The organism is Kribbella sp. ALI-6-A, from assembly GCF_001984195.1.
Taxonomy (GTDB): Bacteria; Actinomycetota; Actinomycetes; order Propionibacteriales; family Kribbellaceae; genus Kribbella.
Map to the genome: position 1 here is coordinate 1,800,006 of NZ_MTQN01000012.1, position 23,629 is coordinate 1,823,634.

A 23,629-nucleotide genomic window follows, 5' to 3' on the forward strand; every position below is an offset into this window, starting at 1 on the left:
AGGTGAACACATGCACGTGGTCCGATACCAATCCTCCGGCGGCCGTCCCCAGGCCGGTGTGCGCACCGGTGACACGGTGGCACCGGTGCTCGGCGTCACCGACCTGGCCGAACTGCTCCGGCTGACCGCCGAGGAGTTCCGCGCGGCGGTGGCCAAGACCGGCCCCGAGCTGCCGGTCAGCGAGGTCCGGCTGCTGCCGCCGCTCGACGGTCGCGGTGAGGTCTGGTGCGCGGGCGTCACCTACGAGCGGTCTCGCGGCGCCCGAATGGAGGAGAGCAGCGAGCAGGACGTGTACGACCGGGTGTACTCGGCCAAGCGTCCGGAGCTGTTCCTGAAGTCGCCGGCCTGGCGCCTCGTCACCGACGGCGACCCGGTCGGGATCCGCGTCGACTCCGGTCACGACGTACCGGAGCCCGAGCTGGCCGTGGTCGCCAACGCGCACGGCGAGATCGTCGGCTTCACGGTCTGCAACGACATGAGCTCGCGCTCGATCGAGGGCGAGAACCCGCTCTACATCCCGCAGGCCAAGGTGTTCGCCGGGGGCTGCGCGCTGTCCACCGGCATCCGGCCGGCCTGGGAGGTCGGCGATCCGAAGAACCTGACCATCGACCTGGTGATCCGGCGTGGCGGCGACGAGGTGTTCACCGGAACGACGTCGACCGCGCAGCTCGTCCGCGAGCTGCAGGACCTGATCGACGTGCTGTTCGTGCCCAACGACTTCCCCGACGGCGTGATCCTGGCCACCGGGACCGGCATCGTGCCCGAGCTGGACTTCGCGCTGCAGGCCGGTGACGTGGTGGAGATCGCCATCGCGGAGGTCGGCACGCTGACGAATACGGTGGAGGTGGGCCGGGAACCCTTCACCTTCCTGGCCGCCGAGACCCTGGAGGAGAACCGATGACCCCCGACACCACTCCCGCCGAGCTGGAGCAGGCCCTCACCGACGCCGCCGAGGCCGCCGCGCCGCTGGCCGCTTCCGCCCCCGCCGAGCGGGCCGGCTGGATCCGTGCGGTGGCCGACGCGCTGGACGCGGCCGCCGACGAGCTGGTGCCGATCGGGATGCGCGAGACGTCGCTGCCCGAGGCGCGGTTGCGAGGCGAGGTCGCGCGCAGTTCCGGCCAGCTGCGGATGTTCGCCGAGGTGCTCGAGGAGGGCTCGCTGCTCGAGGTTGTCATCGACACCGCCGACCCGAACGCCAAGCCGGTCCCGCGGCCGGACCTGCGGCGCGTGCTGGTCCCGCTCGGTCCGGTGCTCGTGTTTGCCGCGAGCAACTTCCCGTTCGCGTTCAGCGTCTGCGGCGGCGACACCGCGTCGGCGCTGGCGGCCGGCTGCCCGGTCGTCGTGAAGGCGCACCCCGGTCACCCGGAGCTGTCGGTGAAGACCGCCGAGGTGATGATGGAGGCGCTGCGGACGGCGGGCGCGCCGGCCGGGACGTTCGGGCTGATCCAGGGCTACGACGTCGGCGTGAACGCGCTGAAGGACCCGCGGATCACCGCCGCCGGCTTCACCGGTTCGGTACCGGCCGGCAAGGCGCTGCACGAGATCGCGGTGACGCGGCCGGAGCCGATCCCGTTCTACGGCGAGCTCGGCAGCCTCAACCCGGTGTTCGTCACCCAGGCCGCGATCGATGCCCGCGGCAAGGACATCGCGAGCGGGTACGTCGCGTCGTACACGCTGGGGGTCGGGCAGTTCTGCACCAAGCCGGGGCTGCTGTTCCTGCCGGCCGGGCACGGGCTGCAGGAGCAGCTCGTCGAGGCAACCGGTGGGGTCGCCGCCGCGACCATGTTGAACGAGCGGATCGCCGAGGGCTTCGCCTCGGGGCTGGACCGGCTGCGCAAGGTCGACGGGCTGCGCGTGTGGAGCGAAGGCGGCGGCGCGACGCTGCTGCAGACCACCGTGCCGGAACTGCTGGCCCGCTCCGACGAGATTCTCGAGGAGTGCTTCGGACCGGTCTCGATCGTGGTCGAGTACGCGTCGGTCGACGAGCTGGTCGCCGGCGTCGAGGCGTTCGGTGGCAACCTGACCGCGACGCTGCACGCCGAGGCCGAGCCGGACGCCGAGCTCGCCGCGCGGCTGCTTCCGTTGCTGACGGCAAGGGCCGGCCGCGTGCTGTGGAACGGCTGGCCGACGGGTGTGGCCGTCTCCTGGGCGCAGCACCACGGTGGCCCGTTCCCGTCGACGGTCGGATCGATCCACACCAGCGTCGGGGTGACGGCGGCCCGGCGGTTCCAGCGGCCGGTCGCCTACCAGGACACGCCGGACGCCGTACTGCCCGCCGTACTGCAGGACAAGAACCCGGCCGGCATCAGCCGCCGGGTGAACGGGACGATCACCACCGCGGAGGTATCTCGATGACGGACCTGCCCCCGACCAACGATCCCAACGACGTCACGCCCCCGCTCGGCGCGGGCGGGGTCGAAGGCGAGCCGACTCCCGAGAAGACCGGCCGTCCGGCGGGCGAGCCACCGAGTGCGGCGGGTCACGGCGCGACCGGTCGCCGCAGCTTCGACCACTGGTTCGGGGAGAAGGACCGCAACGGGTTCATCCACCGGTCCTGGATGCGGGCGCAGGGATTCTCCGACGAGGTGTTCGATGGCCGCCCGGTGATCGGCATCTGCAACACCTGGTCCGAGCTGACGCCTTGCAACGCGCACCTGCGCCGCCTGGCCGAGTCGGTCAAGCGCGGTGTCTGGCAGGCCGGCGGTTTCCCGCTCGAGTTCCCGGTGATGTCGCTCGGCGAGACCATGCTCCGGCCGACCGCGATGCTGTTCCGGAACCTGCTCAGCATGGACGTCGAGGAGTCCCTGCGCGGCAACCCGATCGACGGCGCCGTGCTGCTGACCGGCTGTGACAAGACCACGCCCGGCTCGATCATGGGCGCCGCGTCGGTCGACCTGCCGACCCTGGTGGTCACCGGTGGCCCGATGCTGAACGGCAAGTTCCGCGGCTGCGACATCGGCTCCGGTACGGCGGTCTGGCGCTTCACCCAGGACCGCAACGCGGGCCGGATGTCGGAGGAGGACTACGCCGCGGCCGAGTCCGGCATGTCCCGCAGCAACGGCCACTGCATGACGATGGGCACGGCGTCGACGATGGCCTGCATGGCCGAGGCGCTGGGTCTGCAGCTGACCGGGTCCGCGGCGATCCCGGCCGTCGACTCCCGGCGGTACTCGATCGCCCAGCAGGCCGGCCAGCGGATCGTGCAGATGGTGCACGAGGACCTGAAGCCGAGCGACATCCTCACCCGCGACGCCTTCGCGAACGCGGTCCGCGCCAACGCCGCGATCGGCGGATCGACCAACGCGGTGATCCACCTGCTCGCGATCGCCGGCCGGGTCGGCGTCGACCTGACGCTGGACGACATGGACGAGTGGGCGCGCGGGGTGCCGTGGCTGGTCGACCTGCAGCCCTCGGGCCGGTACCTGATGGAGGACTTCTACTACGCCGGCGGTCTGCCCGCGGTGATGCGGGAGATTCTGCCGCTGCTCAAGGCCGACGCGATCACGGTGACCGGTAAGAGCATCGGCGAGAACGTCGCCCGCGCCGAGCGGACCGACTGGAGCGGCCAGGAAGGCGAGCCGGCGCACCCGGTGATCCGTCCGGTCGGCAACCCGCTCGGCAGCGGCGCGGGAACCGCCGTACTGAGAGGCAATCTCGCGCCGGACGGTGCCGTGGTCAAGCAGTCCGCTGCGTCGGAGCGGTTGCTGGTGCACCGGGGCAAGGCGCTGGTGTTCAGCAGCATCGAGGAGTACGACAAGGCGGTCGACGACCCGGACCTGGACGTCGACGAGGACACCGTGCTGGTGCTGCAGAACGCCGGGCCGCGCGGCTACCCGGGCATGCCCGAGGTCGGCAACATGACGATCCCGCGCAAGCTCGCCGAGCAAGGCGTGGACGACATGGTGCGGATCTCGGACGCGCGGATGAGCGGTACGGCGTACGGGACGGTGGTGCTGCACGTCGCTCCCGAGGCGGCGGTCGGTGGGCCGCTGGCGCTGGTCCGGACGGGCGACTGGATCGAGCTGGACGTGCCTGCTCGGCGGTTGCACCTGGATGTCTCCGACGAGGAGCTGGCCAAGCGCCGCGCCGACTGGCAGCCGGCGACGGCGCCGACGGACCGTGGCTGGGCGAAGCTGTACGTCGAGCACGTCACCCAGGCCAACCAGGGGTGCGACCTCGACTTCCTGATCGGCCGAACCGGCTCGGCCGTCGCGAGACAGAGTCACTGATGACCGGCTGGGGGCCGTTCGAGGCCATCCGTGGGCTGCGGCCTGAGGGCACCTTGCCTCAGGTCACGCCGGTTCGGCGGTTGATCCCTGATCTTCCGACCGAGACCGACCCGTACGGCGCGGCGCGGGCCGCGCTGGCCGAGTTGCCCGCGGCGATCCAGCCGGGCGCCAGGATCGCCGTGACTGCGGGGAGCCGCGGGATCCGGGACCTCGTGCCGGTGGTGAAGGCGGCCGTGGACTGGCTTCGCGACGCGGGTGCCGACCCGTTCGTCGTACCGGCGATGGGTTCGCACGGTGGCGCGACGGCCGAAGGGCAACGAGAAATGCTGGCGGGCCTCGGCGTGACGCCGGAGTCCGTCGGTTGCCCGGTCGAGGCGACGATGGAGACCGTTGTCGTCGGCAAGCTCGACGACGGCACCCCGGTGCACCACGACGCGATCGCCGCCGCGGCGGACGGTGTGCTGCTGGTCAACCGGGTCAAACCGCACACCGACTTCCACGGACCGGTCGAGAGCGGGCTGGCCAAGATCCTCGCGATCGGCCTCGGCAACCATCGCGGCGCGGCCTCGCTGCACGCCGGCGGCATCCCGTCGCTGGGCGGCGCGATCGAGGCCGCCGCCCGGATCGTCGTTGCCGAGGGCAAGATCCTGGGCGGCCTGGCGATCCTGGAGAACGCCGTCGACCAGACCGCGACCGTCGAGTTCCTACCACCCGACGGGATCGGCGCCGCCGCCGAGAACGCCCTGCTGCAGCGCGCCGGCAGCCTGATGGGCCGGCTGCCGTTCGACGAGCTGGACGTGCTGGTGGTCGACGAGATGGGCAAGGACAAGTCCGGCACCGGGATGGATACCAACGTGATCGGCCGGTGCTGGGTGCACGGGATTCCCGAGTTCGAGCTGCCGTCGATCGCCGCGATCACCGTGCACCGGCTGACGGAGGCGTCGCACGGCAACGCGTCCGGTCTCGGTCTGGCCGACGTGATCCCGGCCCGGATCCTGGAGCAGATCGACCTGCGCGCGAGCTACGTGAACGCGCTGACGTCGGGCGCCGGGGGAGCGCGCCGGTCGCGGCTGCCGATGGTGCTGGAGAACGACGCGGCCGCCGTACTGGCTGCCGCGGCGATGAGTGGGCGGCGGGACTGGTCGGAGCTTCGGCTGGCCCGGATCCGCGACACGTTGTCGCCGCACGAGTTGCTGGTGTCGCCTGCGCTGCTGGAGGAGGCGGGCGACCGGTTCGACCTGGAGATCAGCGGGACAGCGCGAGACCTGACCGACGCGTCGGGCTCGCTCGGGAGCTGGGGAGAGGTATGAAGCTGCAGGAAGCACGCGCGTTGCTGGCCGAGCGGGGATTCGGCGCGGCCGGCGACTCGGACAAGCGGTTCGCCGACGGTACGGCGTACAAGGTGGAGATCCCGAGCTGCGAGGGCCCGGCGGTGATGCGGGCCGTGCTCGACGAGGCGGCCGCGCGCGACGTGACCGTCGACCGGATCTCGCAGGGCAGTGGCGTGATGATGCTGACCGACGGCGAGATCCGCGAGATGGTCAAGCTCGGGGAGTCCAGCGACGTCGAGGTCTGCCTGTTCCTCGGGCCGCGCGGTTCCTGGGACATCGGCGGGCAGGCGAAGGTGTCGGCGGCGGTCGGTGGTGTTGCGCGGGGCAACGAGCTGGTTGCCGCGTCGCTGTGTGACGCGTACCGGGCGGTCGATCTCGGAGTCCGGAGTCTGCTGGTCGGCGATCTCGGGGTGCTGGAGCTGCTCGGGTCCTTGAAGCAGGAAGGTTCGCTGCCCGAGGACCTGGTGCTGAAGACGTCGGTGCTGATGCCGTTGCCCAACGCACCGACTGCGGCGCTGTACGAGCGGCTGGGGGCAACGAGTCTGAACGTCTCGACCGACCTGCCGGTGCCGGTGCTGGCCGAGATCCGGTCGGTGACCTCGGTGCCGATCGACATGTACATCGAGGTCCCGGACGACCAGGGCGGGCACGTGCGGTTCTACGACGTACCGGACGTCGTACGGGTCGCGGCGCCGGTCTATCTCAAGATGGGGCTGCGGAACGCGCCGAACATCTACCCGGTCGGCCTTCACCTGGCCGCGACCGCGGAGGCGCTCGGTCGCGAACGCGTGCGGCGGGCCGAGCTGATCCTGCGTCTGCTGGCGGAGCAGGGCTGATGAGCGGGGACCAGCTGGTCGCACGGCTCAGGTCGGCGCTGGGCGACAAGAGTGTCGTCACCGACGCCGACGTGCTGGACGCTCATCGCAGCGACACCGCGACGTTCTGCACAGCCGGCGTACCGCTGGTGATGGTCCGGCCCGGCTCGACCGCCGAGGTGCAGGAGGTCGTCCGGGCCGCCGGCGAGTACGGCGTACCGATCGTGACGCAGGGCGCCCGGACCGGATTGTCCGGCGCCGCGAACGCGATCGACGGGTGCGTCCTGCTGTCGACCGCGCGGATGAACCAGATCCTCGAAGTCTCGGTCGAGGACCAGGTCGCCGTGGTCCAGCCGGGCGTGATCAACGCGGACCTGTCCCGCGCGGTGCTCGAGCAGGGGCTGTTCTACCCGCCGGACCCATCGTCGTGGGAGATGTCGACGGTCGGCGGCAACATCGCCACGAACGCGGGCGGCCTGTGCTGCGTGAAGTACGGCGTGACCGGCGACTTCGTTCGGGGGCTGGAGGTCGTGCTCGCCTCCGGAGAGGTCGTGCGCACCGGTCGTCGTTCGGCGAAGGGTGTCGCGGGTTACGACCTCTCGCAGGTGATCGTGGGGTCCGAGGGAACGTTGGGCATCGTCACCGAGGCGACGCTAGCGTTGCGGCCGGCGCCCGAGGCTGCACTGACCGCCGCCGCGACGTTCCTGTCCGTGGAGGACGGCGTCGCCGCCGCGGCGGCCGTGATGGCCTCGGGGCTGCGGCCGTCGCTGCTCGAGTTCCTCGACGGCGTCACGGCCCGGGCGATCCAGAACTACCGCGACATGGGCCTGCCGGCGAACGTCGGGTCGTTGCTGATGGCACAGTCCGACCGCGGCCCGCGCGCCGCCGAGGACGTCGCCGCGATCGCGGAGATCTGCACCGCCCACGGCGCGGTCGACGTCGCGGTCGCCTCCGACGCGGAGGAGTCCGCGATGCTGCTGGAAGCCCGGCGGCTCGTCCACTACGCGCTTGAACCCCTCGGCACCACGCTGATCGACGACGTCGCGGTACCGCGGTCGCAACTGGTCGCGTTGCTGCACGGCATCGAGGCGATCAGCAAGCAGTACGACGTACTGATCGCATGCCCGGGGCACATCGGCGACGGCAACATGCATCCGACGGTCGTCTTCGACAAGGACGATCCGGCCGCCGAGGCTCGTGCGCTGGAGGCTTTCGGTGCGGTGATGGACCTCGGTCTGTCGCTCGGCGGGACGATCACCGGCGAGCACGGCGTCGGCAAACTGAAACGCCAATGGCTGGCTCAGGAGCTCGGCCCTGTCGGTCTGCAGTTGCAGCGCAACGTCAAGGCAGCCTTCGATCCGCAGGGTCTGCTCAACCCCGACAAGCTGTTCCTCTGACCGGTCAGCGGAGATAGTCGGCGGTGGCGGCGATCATCTCCGCGGTGATCTCGTGGCCGGTGTCCTGGAAGATCAGCTCAGTCAGAGCGGTCCGCTGCCGTAGCCAGTCGGAGGTGTAGTCGGCGAGATCGGCCGGGATCGCGGTGTCCTGCCCGCCGCGAATGTTCAGCACCGGCGGGCGGGCTGTTCGTAGTTCGTCGTCCGGGCCGGTCAGTTCGGGGGCCATGAACCCGCAAAACTGCACAACGGCGGCGAACCGTCGCGGCGCCGCCTGCAGCAGTTGCAAGGCGGTGGAGCCACCTTGGGAGAAGCCGACCAGCTTGACCGGACCGAAGCCACGCAGGCCGTCGATCCACATCAGGAGGTCGTCGATGACCGCGCGGATCTCGCCGATCGCCGCGCCGTCGTCGGTCCACTCCGGAGCCCAGGCCCAGCGATCACTCCAGGGAATCGGCCCACGCAGCGACACCCCGACCGCCCCGTCCGGCAGCGCGGGGAAGAAGCGCGTCATGTCCTGCTCGGTCCCGTACCGCCCGTGCAGCAACACGACCAGCGACCGGCCGCCCCGCTGATCCTCGTCGGCCGACCACACCATCGCGTCCACGTCGAGCATGCGCCCAGTCTCGCAGCTCCGCCGGCGGTGGCACGGAGTTGCTCGCCGACGGGTTCGCTGACGGCGTACGCAACAACCTCGACGGCACCCTCGCCACCGTACGCCGCGTCCTGAACCCAGGCGGGGTCTTCGCCTTCTCAATCCTGCGTCCGTGCTTCCCCGGCGTCTCCAACGCCTGGCCCTCCGACGGTTCGTACTACGCCGAGCGCTGGTGGTAAGCCGACGGGACCTTGTCGACCCTTCGCCGGCACGGTTTCGTCCTCGACGACCTCGCCGAGCCGAAGCCATCGCTCGACCCGGAGTCGCCCCGCGCCGCCATGGCGGCGTACCCGGTCTTCCTCGTCGCGAGGTTCCTGCGCTAGGTCTCCCTGCCTGGAGTCGAACCAGGGACCCGGCCTTCGGAGGGCCAGGCGTGCATCCGTCACCAGGGAGTCGCCGGCGGCCCGTCCCCTGCGCGGGCCGCCGGACTTCGATCTACTCGTGGACCGTGACCACGCGGACCCAGTCCGCACAGTCCGCTTCACACCAGACGTGATCGCCCGCGTGCGCGATCCGATCCCGCTGCGTGTGCCCACAGGCCAGGTCCACGCGCCGAAGCGCGTGCCCTTGCTGGACCGGAGCACCGGTCCTGCCGCCGGGAATCCTGCGTCGTCTGTTCCTGAGGTCGGCCATGGCCGGTCCTCCTCTCCTTGGTTGGTTGTTGAGTGCAGAAACCTGCCGACAGTTCAGCAAGCCGCTGCCCTTGCCATCAGGCGGACCTCACCTGGACGGACTGCCGCGCCGCGTGAGCGCGACAGTCCGCCTACCTCAGCCCTTGACGCAGATGACCTGCTTCAGGTGCGCGACGACCTCGACCAGGTCCGACTGTGCCGCGATCACCGACTCGATGTCCTTGTACGCCGCCGGCAGCTCGTCGAGCACTCCCGCGTCCTTGCGGGACTCGACCCCGGCGGTCTGGGCGATCAGGTCGTCGACCGTGTAGCGCCGCTTGGCCTCGTTGCGGCTCATCCGTCGGCCTGCCCCGTGCGAGGCCGAGTAGAACGACTGCGCCGAGCCGAGCCCGCGGACGACGTACGAGCCGGTCCCCATCGACCCCGGGATCAGCCCGAGATCACCGAGTCCCGCCCGGATCGCCCCCTTGCGCGTGACCAGCAGCTCGTGACCGTCGATCGTCTCCTCCGCCACGTAGTTGTGGTGGCACGAGATCGGCTTCTCGAACCGGATCTCGTGGTCGAACGACTCCCGAACCGCCTGCATCACCAGAGCGAGCATCACCGCGCGGTTGCGCGACGCGTACTCCTGCGCCCAGGTCAGGTCGCGCCGATAGGCCTCCATCTCCGGCGTACCGGACAGGAACACGGCCAGGTCGCGATCCGGCAGATCGGCGTTGTGCGGCAGCCCGCGAGCGATCCGCATGTGCCGCTCGGCCAGCTCCTTGCCGATGTTGCGCGACCCCGAGTGCAGCATCAGCCAGACCCGGTCCTCGTCGTCCAGGCAGACCTCGATGAAGTGGTTGCCACCACCGAGCGAACCCATCTGCTGCTGCGCCTTCTTCTCCCGGTCCTGCACCCCGTCGTGCAGGCTCGAGAACGAACCCCAGAAGGTGTTCCAGCCCCGGTCGAGACCGAGCTTGCGAACACTCACCGGGTTCTCGTGCGCCCGGAACCCGACCGGTACGGCGGCCTCGATCCGGCTGCGGATCTTCGACAGGTCGTCCGGCAGATCGGCGGCGGTCAGCGAGGTCAGCACGCCCTCCATGCCGCACCCGATGTCGACGCCGACCGCGGCCGGCGACACGGCCTGCTTCATCGCGATCACCGAGCCGACCGTCGCGCCCTTGCCGAGATGCACGTCCGGCATCACCCGGACGCCGTGCACCCACGGCAGGGCCGCGATGTTGCGCAGCTGCTGCAGGGCCTGCGCCCCGACCTCGTGCTCCTGAGCCCACATCAGAGTGGAGCTCTTGGCCCCGCTCAGCGGGACCGGGTACTGACCGTTCATCTCCCCACTCCTGTTCTGCAGTGTCTGAAGCTGCCAGGGCAGGACTCGAACCTGCGGGACCTCGGGTCAGAACCGAGGGTGGGACGCCGACGCCCACCTGGCACCGCTCCGACCGCGGCACCGGATGGGCTCAGGTCAGAGGGCTATCTCCGCACGAGAGGGCACCCAGGGCTGCCACAGCAGCGGCATCCCGGCTTCCTCGGGGGTACGGCACCCCTTCTTCTCGTTGCACGACGCGTGCGCGGCGACCGCGTTCAGCCATTCGCCGCGACCTCCGCGGGACCGTGGAACGACGTGGTCCATCGTGGTCGCGCCCGGCTTGCCGCAGTACGCGCAGATGTACTTGTCCCGCTTGAGGACGCCGGCCCGGGTGTACTGCAACCGGCCGGTCGCGTAGCGCCACTTGGTCACGACGTACCGGACCAGGCGCAGGACGCGGGGGACGGGGAACGGCCCGATGCTGGCGCCGTCGTGCGCCTCCTCGACGACCGCGACTTCCCGGACGAGCATCCGGATGGCGTGCGGGATCGACACGACGTGGAGTTGCTCGTACGAGGCGTTGAGCACGATGACACCGCTCATGGTGGTTCCTCCTTTCCCCAGTGTGCCCGACAGGTTGTTGCCGGGGCGGCTCGTTCGGTACGTCGTACTGCGTGATCGGGGTGTCCGGCGGGGCTCGAACCCGCTTTCTCCGGGGTCACGTCCCGGTGCATCGCCCACTTCTGCTTCGGACACAGCACGCCCGGCAGGATTCGAACCTGCAACCCCCTGCTTCGTAGACAGGTGCTCTGTCCGGTTGAGCCACGGGCGTACGTGGCGCCCGCTCGGCCGGTAGCAGAGCTTCCCGCGGGCGCCTGGTCGAGCTGGAGAGATTCGAACTCCCGATTCCCTCATCCCAAATGAGGTGGCCTGGCCGCTGGCCCACAGCTCGTTGTTTCTGAATTACGGCATGTGTAATTGTCAAGAATGCGAGTCGCCGGCCATGGCCGAAGCGAAAGGTGTTTTCGGGCAAACAAAAAGCCGCCCGGGCCGGGGTGCTCCCGACGGGCGGCTCCTGGGTGATCTGGGATCAGCCGGGAGAGCCGCCGTACGCCGGGCTCAGCGCCGCGTGGCCGCGCTCGGTGGAGTCTTGGGTCAGGGATCGCAGGCAGAACAACGGGTTGTCCACCCGCTGGATCTTCTGCATCGTCCCGAACACTTCGGTCTCCCTGGATTTGGTCGTCGTGGTCCTGCGAGGACAATTCTGACTTAGCCGCACGCCGGCGTCAATACTTTTCTCCGGTAGGTGCATTCTTCGCGAACTGTCGGTGCCGTCTGTTGTGCTGGACACATGACTGTTCTCGTACTCGGATCCACCGGCTCGACCGGACGCCGCGTCACCGACCAGTTGCGGTCCCGCGGCGTCGCCGTACGCCCTGTCTCGCGCTCAGGGCCCGACGTCTTCGACTGGGAACGCCCCGAAACCTGGGCCGGCGCGCTGGACGGAGTCACCGCCGCCTACGTGATGGCCCCGGACGGCGTACCGGTCGACCCCGCCTTCGTCGCGCAGGCCGTCGAGGCCGGCGTCGAACGCCTCGTCCTGCTGTCCACGATGCACCCCGAGGAAATCGGCGACCACCGCCTGGTCGCCGCCGAGGCCACCATCCGCGCCTGCGGCACCGGCTGGACCATCGTCCGAGCCCACTGGTTCAACCAGAACTTCGACGAGGGCTTCTTCCTCCCCGCCATCCAGGCCGGCGAGCTGGCCCTGCCTCTGGCCGACCAGCGCCAGGCCTTCGTCGACGCCACGGACATCGCCGCCGTGGCCGTAGAAGCCCTCCTCGGCGACGGCCACCACGCCCAGACCTACGAGGTCACCGGCCCCGAGGCTTTGTCCTTCGCCGACGCCTGCAAGATCATCTCCACCGTCACCCACCGTGACATCCGTTACAACGGCACCCCCGAGGCCTACCTGGCCACCCCCGGCGCCACCCAGGAGATGCTCGACTACTTCACCAACCAACTCGCGCTCGGCCACAGCACCCCCACCAACACCGTCGAACGCCTCACCGGCCGGCCGGCCATCCCCTTCCACACCTACGCCACCCACGCCGCCCCCGCCTGGACCTGACCCCCACCAATCCGATTCGGAATCCGGCCACCCTTCCCGTTACACTCTTCCCGCGGCCCCCGGGCCACCGCCGCCTTAGCTCAGTCGGCAGAGCGTCTCACTCGTAATGAGAAGGTCGTCGGTTCGATTCCGACAGGCGGCTCCACCAGAACCCCCAGGTCAGAGGACAGGCCTTCACCCGGGGGTTCCGTCGTTCCCGGCCTCAATTCGCTTCCGTGCCCCGTGGTGTCCCCGATATTCCGGGCGGCGTCCCAGACAGAGGTTCTGGTCGATCAGGTGGCCGGGGGGCATCGTCATCGCCGCCGAGGCGTGCCCCAGGATTCGAGGTACGACCTTGGGATCAGCTCCGGATCCTGGCCAGACGGAGCCGGCCGTGTGACGCAGGTCATGGACCCGCAGGTTTGATACGCCAACGGTCCGCCCCTGCGGAGCGTGGAACAGCCAAGCGCCCCGTTCATCTTCACGCCTGCCCTGCGGTCGACCAGCGAGATCAGCTCATCGACCAGGGGACGGTCCGAGCGCGCTTGTTGTCAGGGTGTCTACGAACAGTTCGCCCGACCCACCGCTAGCCAGCACCGCCCGTTGGGGGCCGAGACCTCTACCCGGCACCGGACCCTGTCACCAGCCTGGTCCCTAGCCATCTCATCCCAGCAGAGACCACCCAGGCCGAGGACGAACACCAGCTCGGCGTACCGGCCGCGGCAGGCGTCGGCGAGCTGCTAGATCCGTGCCTCCGTCAGATGCACGCCCTCCCGCCTCGACTGCCCACCAATGGGAGCCTTTGCCAGGGCAGCGACGTTGACTGTGATCCGGCTGTCAGTGATGGCGTAGTTAGGATCGAGCGCAGCGTTGCCAGGTAGCGGGTGACGCTGGATGGACGGCGACCGACAGCGAGCTGCGAGCCGACCCAGCTCGACATCGCAGCGGCCGTGATCGACACGAGAGGGAAGTTGCCGAAACGTGGCGCGATGTGGAGACGCCAGTCGGCTTCATCGGACACACGAGTCCGGCGCTTGCTGAACTGCGGTACTCCAACAGTCCGCTGCAACTGCCGAATGAGAAACCCGCGCACGCTTCGGGTCTGTCCACTCGCCTAGGTGGAGGTTGCGAGTCTGGTGCTGCTCCCAGGCAACGGCGTCGGCTCCGCGGTCGAAAATGCGCGTAGAGACCTCGCGGCCTATGACTTGATCCGGGCTCGCTGCCCACCCTTCGTGTAGCGCTGGACGCTGATCAGGCGGCCTCGACTTCGCGCTGTGCGCCCAGCCAGGCGGCGATGTCTCGCGCATCCCACCAGGCGTCGACCGACCTTGGTCGCCGGGCAAACCGGCCCTCTTTGCGAGCCGGGATCCTCACGCAGAAGTTCAGCGGGGGAAGAGATGCCCTCCCAGTAGGAACTTGCGACTCAGTAGGCGTAGCGCGGATGACCGTGCAGCAGGCGCTCAAGCTTCTCCGCGATGTAGGACTGATCGTGTCCTGGGTCGGCAGCGGCGTTCACGTCCCCGGCCGGGCAGACCAAGCGACCGGACTCCGGCCCCTCATCGAGCAGGCGATTGAGAAGACTCGCGTAACCATCGACTTCGCAGGCCTGACCGGTGAGACCTTGCTCGGTGCCCTTGAGGAGCCGATCGAGCGAATCCGGCGCGGACGACTGACGCCCGAGTCGGTAACAATCCGCCTGCTGCCGGACATGTCCCCAGCCGATCGCCGTACCTCCCGGGCTGGTTCCAAGGCCGGAGATGACCCAGCGGTTCGCGACTGGGTTGCCGACATCGCCCGCCGATCGGCCAGGGACATCATGGAAGCGGTCCGCGAGCTCGCAGAGCTTGTGCCCGTGCAGAAGGTCCACGTGGAAGCCCGCGTTATCCCGCTGCCGATGATGTTTAAGATGTGTCTCCTGAACGAGGAAGAGGAGGCCTTCTTCGGCTTCTACCCCGTCGTTTAGCGTGAGGTCGAGATTAAGGGCAAAGCGTCGAAACATTCGATGCCGTCGGCAACGACACCGTCGTCTTTCATCACTCGGTCAGCGATAACGACCGCCCAACCGGTTCGCAGTACCCTCGACCAGGAGCCGCTGGTTGGACAGCCTCTGGGGAACACTCGGCAGGGCTACGAGCCATGACCGCCGAAGCGCTGACCGCCATCCTGCGCCGAAGCCCAGCCATTCTCCCCGATTTTGACGGCCCGGTCTGCTCTGTGTTCGCCGGATATCCGGCACTCCAGATCGCTGACGAACGGCGCGCACTGGTCATCGACTTTGTCGACGAGCTGCCGCCAGCGCTGAATCTGCGACGAGCCGCACGACTTCCTGGCCATCATCGCCGAGGTGTCTCCCGAGCTTGCCCGCCACGTCGAGGACGCGTTACAGACCGCCGAGATCAAGGCCCCGAGCCGCTTCCGGTGGTATGGCGGTCGAGCTGTCCTGGACCCGAGCCGCGACCAACTCGAATACAAAATGCGGAGACTCGCTCTGTTCGATACCCGTGCAGTGTCCACGCCAGATACGGCAAAATGCTTGCATGACCGACGGCTCAGGTAACTCCGGCGCGCTGTCCCCCCATGATCGGGCGACTCTGCTGGCAGCGACGGGACGAAGTGACCCCATCGACGCGCTCCATTGGATTGCCGAGGGAAGGCCTCTGTTGGGCGGCGCTGACGTGTCGAGTGTGCTCAGGGCTGTGGTGGCCGCTGCGGATGCCGGAGTGCGCGGGGCCGTTTCGGCGCTGCGGGCTGCTGTCCGAGCCGCGCTGCACAGCACGTTGGATACCAGCGCAGACCTAGTTTCCACCGATACGATCGTTCCTCCTCACCGCTATCAGGCGGCACTGGCGAACGTCGCTCGCCGCACGACGACGGGTAGCCTAAGCCACATCAGCAGCGCCGCGGTGCTGGCCGCCCAGGCCGCCGACCCCCTCGTGATCGAGGCACTCGGGTTGGTCGCTGGCTTGAGTTGGCGAGACTTGCAGGCCCGTTCTCAGGCGCGGGGGGTCCCTCTGCCGACTGAAAGCGATAGCACTTGGAACCCTAGCCAGGTCCTGAGTGCCTTCAAGATCATCGACGATATCGTGTGTGGCCGGGTCGAGCCGCAGCTCGCCGGTGCCGTCGCCGCTCGACCGGTAGAGCTGCTCCTCGACGGGGCGACGGGTTGGAGCGAGATTGAGAAGCTGCGCACCGGAGGGGTGAGCTATGGGACGCTTCTTGCTCAGCGCGACGTAGGCAGTGCCTGGAGCGCCCACCGCAACCGCAGCAACAACGAGATCAGCAAGCTCATGGTCAAACGAGTCCTGGCTACTCTCGACGAGGCTGATGTCGGCTACTGGTCAACCGAGGGCGATGCCAGGGTGGCCAAGGTGTTGCTGGGCGCCAATGCCGGCGTCCAGGGTAGGCCACCTGGACAGCTGTCGGTGGTTACCCGTCGAAAAGACGGCACGGCTGGCTACGCGGTTCTGATTGCGATCGCACGAGACGGAGGCACGGCTCGTAAGACGGCCGCTACCCTCCTTCAGCTCCCCCAAAAGCTGAATGTTCCGGCGGTCCTGGTTCTTTTCGGCACTGGGTGGGCTGATCGAGGAGAAAGCGACGATCTCGTGCGCGCGTACAATGGCCGTGTCTACACCGAGCACACCTTGACGGACTTGGCCTTCCTAGCCGCATCTGTCGGTAGCGCCTGACATGCTGGTTCAACGCACGTCACACAGGAGAGGTACATGACGCAACCGATCACCACAGCTACCCGCGAGAGCTCTATCCAGGCCGCTGTCGAGGCCGCCAAGCAGGCCGTCGTCGCCGGCGGCGGAACGGCTGAGGAGCTTCGCTGGAAGGGGAGCAAGCTCATCCTACCCGTGGCCTCGGTTGATTTGGACGTTGTACTGCTGAGCCCGCACAGCCATCGGATCAAGGCCCAACTGCAGTCCCTTCCCCAAGCCGAGCAGGCTGTTGTCGCCACCGATCCATACGGTTCGCACGCCCAGGGCATCATCGCTCGGCTTCTCAGGGATACACCCGGTTACGAGCGGATCAAGAACGCGCTCGCCAACGAGGGCCAACTCTTCCCGGGCGTTCTCACCACTGGCGGCGTACTGGTCAACGCCAACACCCGAGCCGTAGCGTTGCGTGAACTGCGCGGGCAGTACATCAAAGTGATCGTGCTTCCGGCGGACGCCGGACCAAAGGAGATCACCGAGCTCGAGCTGCGGCTGCAGATGGAGCAGGATGTCAAGCAGGAGTACACCTTCACCAGCCAGCTCCTCTTCATCGAAGACCTCATCAATAGCGGGAACTACACGACCCTCGAGATCGGTCGTGCGCTGCGGCCGGCGCTGACCACCAGTAGGCGTGACTCCAAGGCGGCCACCGACCTGGTCGAGGGCGAACTGCGTCTATTGGGGTTGATTCGTGAAGTTGTGAGCGCCAGTGGTGGGGCCATCGACTTTCTGTACTTCGACGACCAGCGCCAGGCTCTCATTGAGATCGATCAGGACTACCAGCGGCTGAAGAGCACGAATCCCGACGAAGCCGCGCGCATTCGCGACGCTCAGCTCGCGGGTATGATCGCCGGCGTCGACTACCGGCGTCTCAGGGAGATCGACTCGACGCTGCTGGATACTTACGTCGCACCCGCTCTCGGTGAGTCCACTACCCTCTCCCCTCATCTCGACGTCCTACTAGCGCATGCCGCAGTGACGCCTCCGGTCGGCGCCGCGCCGGCCGGAGTCAGCGATTTCTTCGGTGACGACGAAAACGCCGACGGCGAAAGTCAGACCGTCGTCAATGGCAAGCCCAGCCTGTCCGTGATCTACACGTTGCTCGCGCAGACTAAGCCCGAGGATGACGTCACCCTTCCGACACCCGAGGGAGAGACGGTCACGCTTCCTCGTGTCGTCGTCGCTACCGAGTTGTTCAGCGGGCTCTCGACCGCGATCGAAAATAAGAAGCGCGACTTCCGGCAGATCGACGATCTGACAGCACCCATGATCCACCTCAAGGAGGCGGCGCGCGTTCTGGATAAGGCCGCGGCAGCGTACGCTGACGTTCAAGGTCGCCCGGGATTTAACAACAGCGCCTTCAGGGCCGCCGTCCAGGAGTACGAGCGGGCCGCGGCGGCGTTCAGCGCGGCAGCGGCCCCAGCCGAGGACCCGCGTGTCTGAGCCTGCTCTGCCTGAGCAGGCACCGTCTGGACCAGCAGTCGGCCTCTCACTCACAGGTGTCCCGCCTGTCGTGCAGGCAACCCGACTCGGTGACGTACCCCACGGGTTCTGGCTGCAGCTCATCGGAGAATGGGGCTCCGACGGTGAGCGCCCCGGCCAACAGGTCGTCCTTCCCCTCGAGCGGCTGCTGAGCAACATGGGATGGCTGCGTACTGCCTGTCAGCGGTACGGCGTCGGTATTGTCTCCACGCCTGAGTTGGACGACATCATCCAACAGACCCGCGCGCAGCGGCGGTTGCTGCAGACCGCCCTCTCGGCCCCCCGCTCCCTCGATGCGGTCGAGGTCGCGCACCGACTTGCCGGAACACGCTTTGCGCGTGACCTGCGGCCGTTCCAAACTCGGGACCTGGGGCGGCTCCTGGGCCTGTCCAACGGGGCGAACTTCTCGGTCCCTGGAGCCGGCAAGACCACCGTCGCTTACGCCGTCTACGAAAGTGAGCGCGCCGCTGGGCGAGTCGAGCAGATGCTGGTCGTTGCCCCGCTCTCAGCCTTTGACGCCTGGCAGAACGAAGTGAAAGTCTGCTTTCCCGATGACGCGCGGCCGGTCGTCGCGCCGCTGGTCGACCAGGCGCCGAGCGACGCCGAGGTACTTGTCGTAAATTACCACCGCCTCGACAGCCGTTACGAGACGATCGCGAGATGGGTTGCCCGGAAACCCACCCTGGTGCTCCTGGACGAGGCGCACCGGATGAAACGCGGCTGGGACGGGATCTTCGGCAGCGCCTGCTTGAGCATCGCATTCCTCGCGGCCCGGCGAGACATCCTCACTGGTACTCCGGCACCGCAGAGCCCCCAAGATCTGATCGCGCTGATGGACTATTTGTGGCCCGGACAAGGCCGCCGTGTCCTACCGGCCGACGCCCTCATCACACCGCCGCCACCCGACGCCGGCGCCCAGGTGGCCGAGGCGATCGCACCGTTGTTCGTCCGGACCCGAAAGAGCGAACTCGGGCTGGACCAGCCCATCATGCGCGTCGTCGAGGTCAACCTCGACCCGCTCCAGGCTGAGATCTACCACGCGCTCCGTGATCGCTACGCGGGCGCTTTCGAGGTGAACATGGCCGACCGGGCAACCTTCGCCAGCATGGGTGACATCGTGATGTATTTGCTTGAGGCCGCCACGAACCCCCAGCTGCTCACGGCCGGCTCGGGAGCTGACGACGCACTCAGCTTCCGCCACCCGCCGCTTGACGTACCTCCTGGCAGCAAACTGTGGGACCTGCTGCAGCAGTACAACCAATACGAGACGCCCGCGAAGTTCCGCCAGCTCGCCGAGATGATCGAAGCGAATGCCGCGCAGGGGCGAAAGACGCTCGTGTGGAGCAACTTCGTGCGGAACCTCCAAGGGCTCGAGCGGATGCTCGCAGTTCACCAGCCAGCGCTCATCTACGGCGGCATCCCCTCCGAGGTTGCCGGCTCCACAGCTGCCCGCACCCGCGAGGGCGAGCTCGCCCGATTCCGCACCGACCCTGCATGCTGTGTCCTTCTTGCGAACCCGGCGGCCATGAGCGAAGGGGTTAGCCTGCACCAGGTGTGCCATGACGCGATTTATCTGGACCGCACCTTCAACGCCGGACAGTACCTTCAAAGCATCGACCGGATTCACCGTCTCGGCCTCCCCCCCGACCAGGAAACGCGGATCACCTTCCTCCTCACCGCCGGCACGATCGACGAGGTGATCGACGGCCGGATCAGGGAGAAGGCCGAGCGTCTCGGCGAGATGCTCGACGACCCCGACATCAGCACAATGGCGCTCCCCTCGGACGAGGACTACGGTCCTGCGCTCGACTCCACTGCCGACATGGTCGCTCTTTTCGCCCACCTCCGCGGGGAACAGTGAACGACGGCAACCACGACCAGCGGTCGGGGAGGTCTACGCCAACGGCCTACCAGTTGCAGGCGGCCGTGCTGGCGGGCCGGGTCCTAGACGCAGGCGGCAATACCGCCGCTTCTCTCGTTGTCAGCTACGACCAACTGGCAACCGGCGGTCTCTACCGCTCCCAGGACCTCCAGGCCGGTCATCGACTTTTGCAGCGAGCGCACCTGGTCACCATTGACGGAAGCAACCACATCCCCACCCCGACCCTATTGCGTCTGTGTGGGCTGCCCGACGATGTCGCCGCAGAGCTCCTCCTCCAGGAGCTACTTGTCGTAGAGCCGCCGCTCTGGCTCTACGCCGCCGTCGTGGACGACGAAGTCCGATGGGAGAATGTCCCGCAAGCCGACCAGGAAGCCCTCGAGCAACTCCTCGATGACGCCGCCCGACGCGAGGCCCTCCTGACGAGTCTTGGCAGGACTTTGGATGCGCAGCAACTGGCTGTGCAAGGTGCCCGTGGGGAGGAATACGTCGTCGGCCTGTGCAAGCAGTATCTCATCGAGCGGGACCGCCCAGACCTGGCCGCGGCCGTGAACCGCGTGAGCCTCCGCAGCGACCAGTTAGGTTACGACGTAACCAGCCCGGACACCACCGGGCACCGCCACCGGATCGAGGTCAAGACGACCAGCAGCGCCTCTGCCGGGCGCGTGGAGTTCTTCCTGTCCCGTAACGAGGCAGCCGTGGGTGAGAGGGATCCGGCATGGTCGATGGTCGCGGTGCGACGCAACCGCGACGACAGCCTCGAGCTAGTCGGATGGTGCTCCGCGGTCAACCTCGTGCCGCACCTCCCGCGAGACGTTTCCGCGCAAGGCAGGTGGACCAGCGTCCGCCTTAGCATCGCCACGACAGACTTCGTCCCGGGTCTTCCCCTCGACGGCCACATCATGACCTACCCGGCCGGCGCAGATCCTTCGCCTGCCGGCGGCGTCGAGAGCCCGCTGTGACGTCGTTTCTGCGGCTTCAGGAACTCGGCATTAGAGACGCTGTCCAAGAACTCGAGCTGCCAACCACTTGCCAGCTCGCCCACCGACAACACGTAATTGGCGACTATGGCCAAGAACTCCTGTTCTGCACCAGCCCCTAGTTCGGGGCGATGCTTCACAACCTCCCGACTCGAAACCGGCACAAGGTCCAAGAGGAGGTCGAGGGTGCAGGCGCGGACATTGCGTTTGGCATGATCGGTCTCGTTCTCGCTATGCACGACAGTGCAGCCAGCGGCGCGGAGTCCCGCGCTTTGCAGCGCTTCGAGCAGCTGCACCCAGGCTTGCGGATCACGGTTGGCGTAGCTGAAGATCAGGTGACCGTCTTCGCGCAGAAGACGGGCGGACTCGCGAAAGATCGACGCCAGCAACGCCGTGTAACTGCCATCAGCCACGAGCTGTCCGGTTGCACGGTTCACAACGGCGTCGCTTCCCGACTCGGGAGCAGCAAGTCCCGCCCACGCTTGCAGCGGCTGGGACAGCTCCGCGTATTGCACATCATCGTGGTAGGGCGGGTCGGTGAGAACCAGATCCACCGACCCGCTCGGCAGAAGCTGACGCTGAGAGCTGCCAGCCACCACCAGCACGTCGGGCCGCTCGAGCGGCCGACCGTCGATGTCCTCACCAAGCAGGGCAGACACAGTAGCCGCGCCCGCATGCAAAGGACCCTGGACCTTCAGCTGTCCGCCGGTGTGCTTTCGGAGCCACTCTGCTGCCTTGACGAGTTGAACCAGTCTCCGCAGAGTGGTTCCACGCCCGCTGGTCGTCGTGCCCCACACGTTCGGCTCGACTGGCAGCGTCGTGAAGTTGAACCGATGGCCGGCCATGGACTCATAGCTCTTGAGGTAGTACCTGTCCCATCGCGACAGGTGGCCGGCCATCTCGGTCGAACCGATGATCGCGAGTCGGAGTGCCGCAACCACCTTCTCATCCGTTGAGCAGCCAGCCGCCAGCTCCAGGAGGCGCTCGACCATAGCTCGCTGCCGGCGCGGGTAAAGATCCTCCCAACGGCTGAAACCGTGACGACGAAGTACCGCTGTCTCTTGGCCAGCGGGAATCGTCCCCAAGCTCATGCGGGGCTGTGCCTGGAGCGCGGTTGCTGCAGTCTTCTCGCCGGCCGTGGGGAGCGCCAGCTCTCGCCGTCCACCGCCGGCGCGCTCGACTAGCACGACTTCCCACTCCAGACTTGAAGCCGAAGCCCTTGCCTCCAAGCGGTCCTGCTCGCCGCACTGACAGGTCACCACTCGCCGAGGCGTGTAGACCTGGTCCGGATCGGTCACTCGGTCGCACGTGGGGCAGGAGGCGATCTGATCACGGCGGCCCTTGAACAGATGACCGTTGGGGCACGCCAGGAAGGCCTCGGGCAGCTTACGTTCTACCCGACTGGTCAGCGTCACCAGGGCGTGGGGAAACATGCGCTGTCGGGCACCGCAATGGGTGCAGGGGGCGACCGCGACACGAAACGTGTGCGTGACAAAACCCGGAGTTCCGTCGCTGAGCACGGTCCCGTACGCCGCCTGGGCGCTCGCGAGAACTCGCTGAGTCAGCGCGGCGATCCCGTCCCTGAGCGCTTCCGGGTCCGGAAGCGCCAGCATCGAGGCGAGACCCGCAGCGGCCCACGGATTCAGATCCTGCGCGTACACGCTGTGCCCGCGCATTACCGCGGCCAATGGAATGACGCCCCCGCCGGCGAACGGATCGCTCACCACCATGCGCCCGGGCTTGTCGGCGCTCACGGCGTCGATGATCGACCCGTTGACAGCCTCAGTGCGACGCGCCCACCACCGGTAGGTACTGACGGGCGGAAGGTGAACCTCCCTATTGCGAACCTCGCGGCGAACGCGCGCGCTGACCTCTTCAGCATCCAGGTGCCGCAACGGACTCTGCAGAGCGAGTTGACCTGACCTTCCGGCGGTATCTGGCTGCGTGGCAAGGGCTGCGCCGTCTGGTCTACTGCGGATGCCAGCCACCAAACGACCCATCTAGTGCGCCGCCTTAGCGCGGTGATTCCGCACGCTGGCTGAGGTGCCCGCATAGTTGCATCCCCCCCCGGGACACCGCTCCCATCCACCAGAACGCACGGCATCGTTGGTGACGGAATGGTCCGCGTCATAGCCATGACCGTGAAGCAGTTGTGCCACCGATCCTTCATAGCGGGTGGCAAGCAAGGCGGCCTCGGCGACCTTGTCGTGCCCCCGGGCGAAGAAGGCTCCTACGGCGACCTGTTCGCCGCAGCCACACCAGCATGCTCCGGTCGGAAGCAGCCGTCCAGGTCCAGCTGTGTTCACCGGATCACTCCTTCGTGGTCGGCACCTTTGATGGCGGTTCTAGAACAGGCATCAAGATATCACCGAGGCGCATGCAGGGGCTGGTCAGAGCCGCGTGGTCGCCGTGGGCATTCTTCTCGAATTTACGATCGGCCGTCTTCGGAGACTACTGGCGCATCTCCCTGGTCCTATGGAGGATCGGGTCGCTAAAGTAGATGGTCGGTTTCCAGAGGTTGAGCTAGTCGCGGCGCGGGATGCCCGCGGACGAGATCTGCAACCACACTGCGCCCACGGAGATCTGGCCGCCTCATGGGTCGCCGAGTGCACTTGCTCCCTATACGGCTTGCTCAGGGGGAGACGTCCCGTACGGACCGCGAGAATGTCGACTGAAACCATGGCCTCGCGCGCCGGCTACTCGGAGCGCCGAGATGGCCGCTTCCCACCTTGACCCAGATGGCCAGTTCAGGCGACAGTCTCCTCGCCCGGGGGGGCTTCGTTCCCCCTCATCGTCGACAGGCACCGCTTCGCTAGCATCCCCCAATGGCGGCAGGATCCTCTTTTCATCCCACGCCCATTCGTACGCACGGAAGGGTTTCGCCGGCTTCACTTCGTCGATGACGGTCAAGAGCGTTGCTATCGCAGTCAGACTGGCGTCTCGACCTCCGTTGAGGGGTCGCCTGGCAGCCGCGACATTAGATGGCAGCGACGCCTGCGTACCGACGCTGTGCGCCCAACCCCAAGCTTGTGGGAGCCGGCACAGGCGTGTCTTCCAGCGTCTGCAGGGCGAACTCCTCTCGCTGGGTGAG

At 67.7% G+C, this 23,629-nt stretch carries 21 protein-coding genes and 5 tRNA genes; 15 read left to right on the forward strand and 11 right to left on the reverse strand.

The genetic code is table 11. The annotated features are described in order from the left end of the window. Positions 1-10 precede the first annotated feature (10 nt). The 6 genes from BWI15_RS35090 to BWI15_RS35115 are packed head-to-tail and all read left to right on the forward strand — an operon-like array spanning position 11 to position 7,772. Positions 11-901: a fumarylacetoacetate hydrolase family protein gene (locus tag BWI15_RS35090; RefSeq protein ID WP_077018777.1), complete on the forward strand. Its 891-nt coding sequence runs from the start codon at positions 11-13 to the stop codon at positions 899-901. Next, positions 898-2,355: an aldehyde dehydrogenase (NADP(+)) gene (locus BWI15_RS35095; RefSeq protein WP_077018778.1), complete on the forward strand. Its 1,458-nt coding sequence runs from the start codon at positions 898-900 to the stop codon at positions 2,353-2,355. Before BWI15_RS35090 ends, BWI15_RS35095 begins: the two co-directional genes overlap by 4 nt. Beyond that, complete coding sequence (locus BWI15_RS35100) at positions 2,352-4,229, forward strand: IlvD/Edd family dehydratase (protein ID WP_077018779.1); 1,878 nt, start codon at positions 2,352-2,354, stop codon at positions 4,227-4,229. Before BWI15_RS35095 ends, BWI15_RS35100 begins: the two co-directional genes overlap by 4 nt. After that, positions 4,229-5,539: a DUF2088 domain-containing protein gene (locus tag BWI15_RS35105; RefSeq protein WP_077018780.1), complete on the forward strand. Its 1,311-nt coding sequence runs from the start codon at positions 4,229-4,231 to the stop codon at positions 5,537-5,539. The genes BWI15_RS35100 and BWI15_RS35105 overlap by 1 nt, the downstream gene beginning before the upstream one ends. Further along, the gene (locus BWI15_RS35110; RefSeq protein ID WP_077018781.1) at positions 5,536-6,396 is read left to right on the forward strand and encodes a hypothetical protein; all 861 of its coding nucleotides are present in this window, start codon (positions 5,536-5,538) and stop codon (positions 6,394-6,396) included. Before BWI15_RS35105 ends, BWI15_RS35110 begins: the two co-directional genes overlap by 4 nt. Further along, positions 6,396-7,772 (forward strand): FAD-binding oxidoreductase, encoded by a 1,377-nt coding sequence (locus tag BWI15_RS35115; RefSeq protein WP_077018782.1) that lies wholly within the window; start codon positions 6,396-6,398, stop codon positions 7,770-7,772. The genes BWI15_RS35110 and BWI15_RS35115 overlap by 1 nt, the downstream gene beginning before the upstream one ends. A 4-nt stretch (positions 7,773-7,776) precedes the next feature. On the opposite strand, the gene BWI15_RS35120 is transcribed toward BWI15_RS35115, so the two are convergent. Beyond that, positions 7,777-8,385, reverse strand: a complete 609-nt coding sequence (locus BWI15_RS35120) for an alpha/beta hydrolase (RefSeq protein ID WP_077018783.1) — start codon at positions 8,383-8,385, stop codon at positions 7,777-7,779. A 38-nt stretch (positions 8,386-8,423) separates the two neighbouring features. On the opposite strand from BWI15_RS35120, the gene BWI15_RS39645 reads away from it, so the two are divergent. After that, positions 8,424-8,603 (forward strand): hypothetical protein, encoded by a 180-nt coding sequence (locus BWI15_RS39645; RefSeq protein ID WP_077018784.1) that lies wholly within the window; start codon positions 8,424-8,426, stop codon positions 8,601-8,603. Positions 8,604-8,615: 12 nt separating this feature from the next. Further along, entirely contained in the window at positions 8,616-8,747 is a 132-nt protein-coding gene (locus tag BWI15_RS40535) for a hypothetical protein (RefSeq protein WP_269087201.1), read from the forward strand. A 445-nt stretch (positions 8,748-9,192) separates the two neighbouring features. Here BWI15_RS40535 and BWI15_RS35135 read toward each other — a convergent pair whose 3' ends face one another. The 7 genes from BWI15_RS35135 to BWI15_RS40540 all read right to left on the reverse strand — a co-directional run bounded on the left by BWI15_RS35135 (position 9,193) and on the right by BWI15_RS40540 (position 11,584). After that, positions 9,193-10,386 carry an RtcB family protein gene (locus BWI15_RS35135; RefSeq protein ID WP_077018786.1) on the reverse strand — a complete coding sequence of 398 codons (1,194 nt, stop codon included), beginning with the start codon at positions 10,384-10,386 and terminating at the stop codon, positions 9,193-9,195. Positions 10,387-10,416: 30 nt separating this feature from the next. Continuing rightward, positions 10,417-10,489 (reverse strand) — tRNA-Gln (locus BWI15_RS39650). A 32-nt stretch (positions 10,490-10,521) separates the two neighbouring features. Next, positions 10,522-10,968, reverse strand: a complete 447-nt coding sequence (locus BWI15_RS35140; RefSeq protein ID WP_077018787.1) for an HNH endonuclease — start codon at positions 10,966-10,968, stop codon at positions 10,522-10,524. Positions 10,969-11,047: 79 nt separating this feature from the next. Further along, a tRNA-His gene (locus BWI15_RS39655) sits at positions 11,048-11,121 on the reverse strand. A 2-nt stretch (positions 11,122-11,123) separates the two neighbouring features. Next, positions 11,124-11,197 (reverse strand) — tRNA-Arg (locus BWI15_RS35145). A gap of 44 nt (positions 11,198-11,241) precedes the next feature. Then, positions 11,242-11,317: transfer RNA gene (locus tag BWI15_RS35150), tRNA-Pro, on the reverse strand. A 138-nt stretch (positions 11,318-11,455) separates the two neighbouring features. Further along, positions 11,456-11,584, reverse strand: coding sequence for a hypothetical protein (locus tag BWI15_RS40540; protein ID WP_269087202.1), 129 nt, complete (start codon positions 11,582-11,584; stop codon positions 11,456-11,458). A gap of 132 nt (positions 11,585-11,716) precedes the next feature. On the opposite strand from BWI15_RS40540, the gene BWI15_RS35155 reads away from it, so the two are divergent. Together BWI15_RS35155 and BWI15_RS35160 are read left to right on the forward strand one after the other, a co-directional pair. After that, positions 11,717-12,496 (forward strand): NmrA family NAD(P)-binding protein, encoded by a 780-nt coding sequence (locus BWI15_RS35155; protein WP_077018788.1) that lies wholly within the window; start codon positions 11,717-11,719, stop codon positions 12,494-12,496. A gap of 69 nt (positions 12,497-12,565) precedes the next feature. Further along, a tRNA-Thr gene (locus BWI15_RS35160) sits at positions 12,566-12,641 on the forward strand. 29 nt (positions 12,642-12,670) lie between these two features. Here the strand turns inward: BWI15_RS35160 and BWI15_RS40780 are convergent. Beyond that, on the reverse strand, positions 12,671-12,937 hold the full coding sequence (locus BWI15_RS40780; protein WP_083751178.1) for a tyrosine-type recombinase/integrase: 267 nt from the start codon (positions 12,935-12,937) through the stop codon (positions 12,671-12,673). A gap of 979 nt (positions 12,938-13,916) precedes the next feature. Here BWI15_RS40780 and BWI15_RS40365 point away from each other — a divergent pair. Further along, complete coding sequence (locus BWI15_RS40365; RefSeq protein ID WP_077018789.1) at positions 13,917-14,438, forward strand: hypothetical protein; 522 nt, start codon at positions 13,917-13,919, stop codon at positions 14,436-14,438. A 164-nt stretch (positions 14,439-14,602) separates the two neighbouring features. On the opposite strand, the gene BWI15_RS39660 is transcribed toward BWI15_RS40365, so the two are convergent. Then, the gene (locus BWI15_RS39660) at positions 14,603-14,812 is read right to left on the reverse strand and encodes a hypothetical protein (RefSeq protein ID WP_077018790.1); all 210 of its coding nucleotides are present in this window, start codon (positions 14,810-14,812) and stop codon (positions 14,603-14,605) included. Positions 14,813-15,012: 200 nt separating this feature from the next. Between BWI15_RS39660 and BWI15_RS35180 the strand changes: the two genes are divergently transcribed. The 4 genes from BWI15_RS35180 (at position 15,013) to BWI15_RS35195 (ending at position 20,520) form a co-directional block, all read left to right on the forward strand. After that, positions 15,013-16,164: a hypothetical protein gene (locus BWI15_RS35180; RefSeq protein WP_143466094.1), complete on the forward strand. Its 1,152-nt coding sequence runs from the start codon at positions 15,013-15,015 to the stop codon at positions 16,162-16,164. Positions 16,165-16,200: 36 nt separating this feature from the next. Then, positions 16,201-17,640, forward strand: coding sequence for a hypothetical protein (locus BWI15_RS35185; protein WP_077018792.1), 1,440 nt, complete (start codon positions 16,201-16,203; stop codon positions 17,638-17,640). Between the two features lie 70 nt (positions 17,641-17,710). After that, positions 17,711-19,540, forward strand: a complete 1,830-nt coding sequence (locus BWI15_RS35190) for a DEAD/DEAH box helicase (protein WP_077018793.1) — start codon at positions 17,711-17,713, stop codon at positions 19,538-19,540. Further along, positions 19,537-20,520, forward strand: coding sequence for a DUF3883 domain-containing protein (locus BWI15_RS35195; protein WP_077018794.1), 984 nt, complete (start codon positions 19,537-19,539; stop codon positions 20,518-20,520). Before BWI15_RS35190 ends, BWI15_RS35195 begins: the two co-directional genes overlap by 4 nt. On the opposite strand, the gene BWI15_RS35200 is transcribed toward BWI15_RS35195, so the two are convergent. Continuing rightward, positions 20,466-22,292, reverse strand: a complete 1,827-nt coding sequence (locus tag BWI15_RS35200; RefSeq protein ID WP_143466096.1) for a hypothetical protein — start codon at positions 22,290-22,292, stop codon at positions 20,466-20,468. The two genes, BWI15_RS35195 and BWI15_RS35200, sit on opposite strands and share 55 nt — an antisense overlap. Between the last annotated feature and the right edge of the window lie 1,337 nt (positions 22,293-23,629).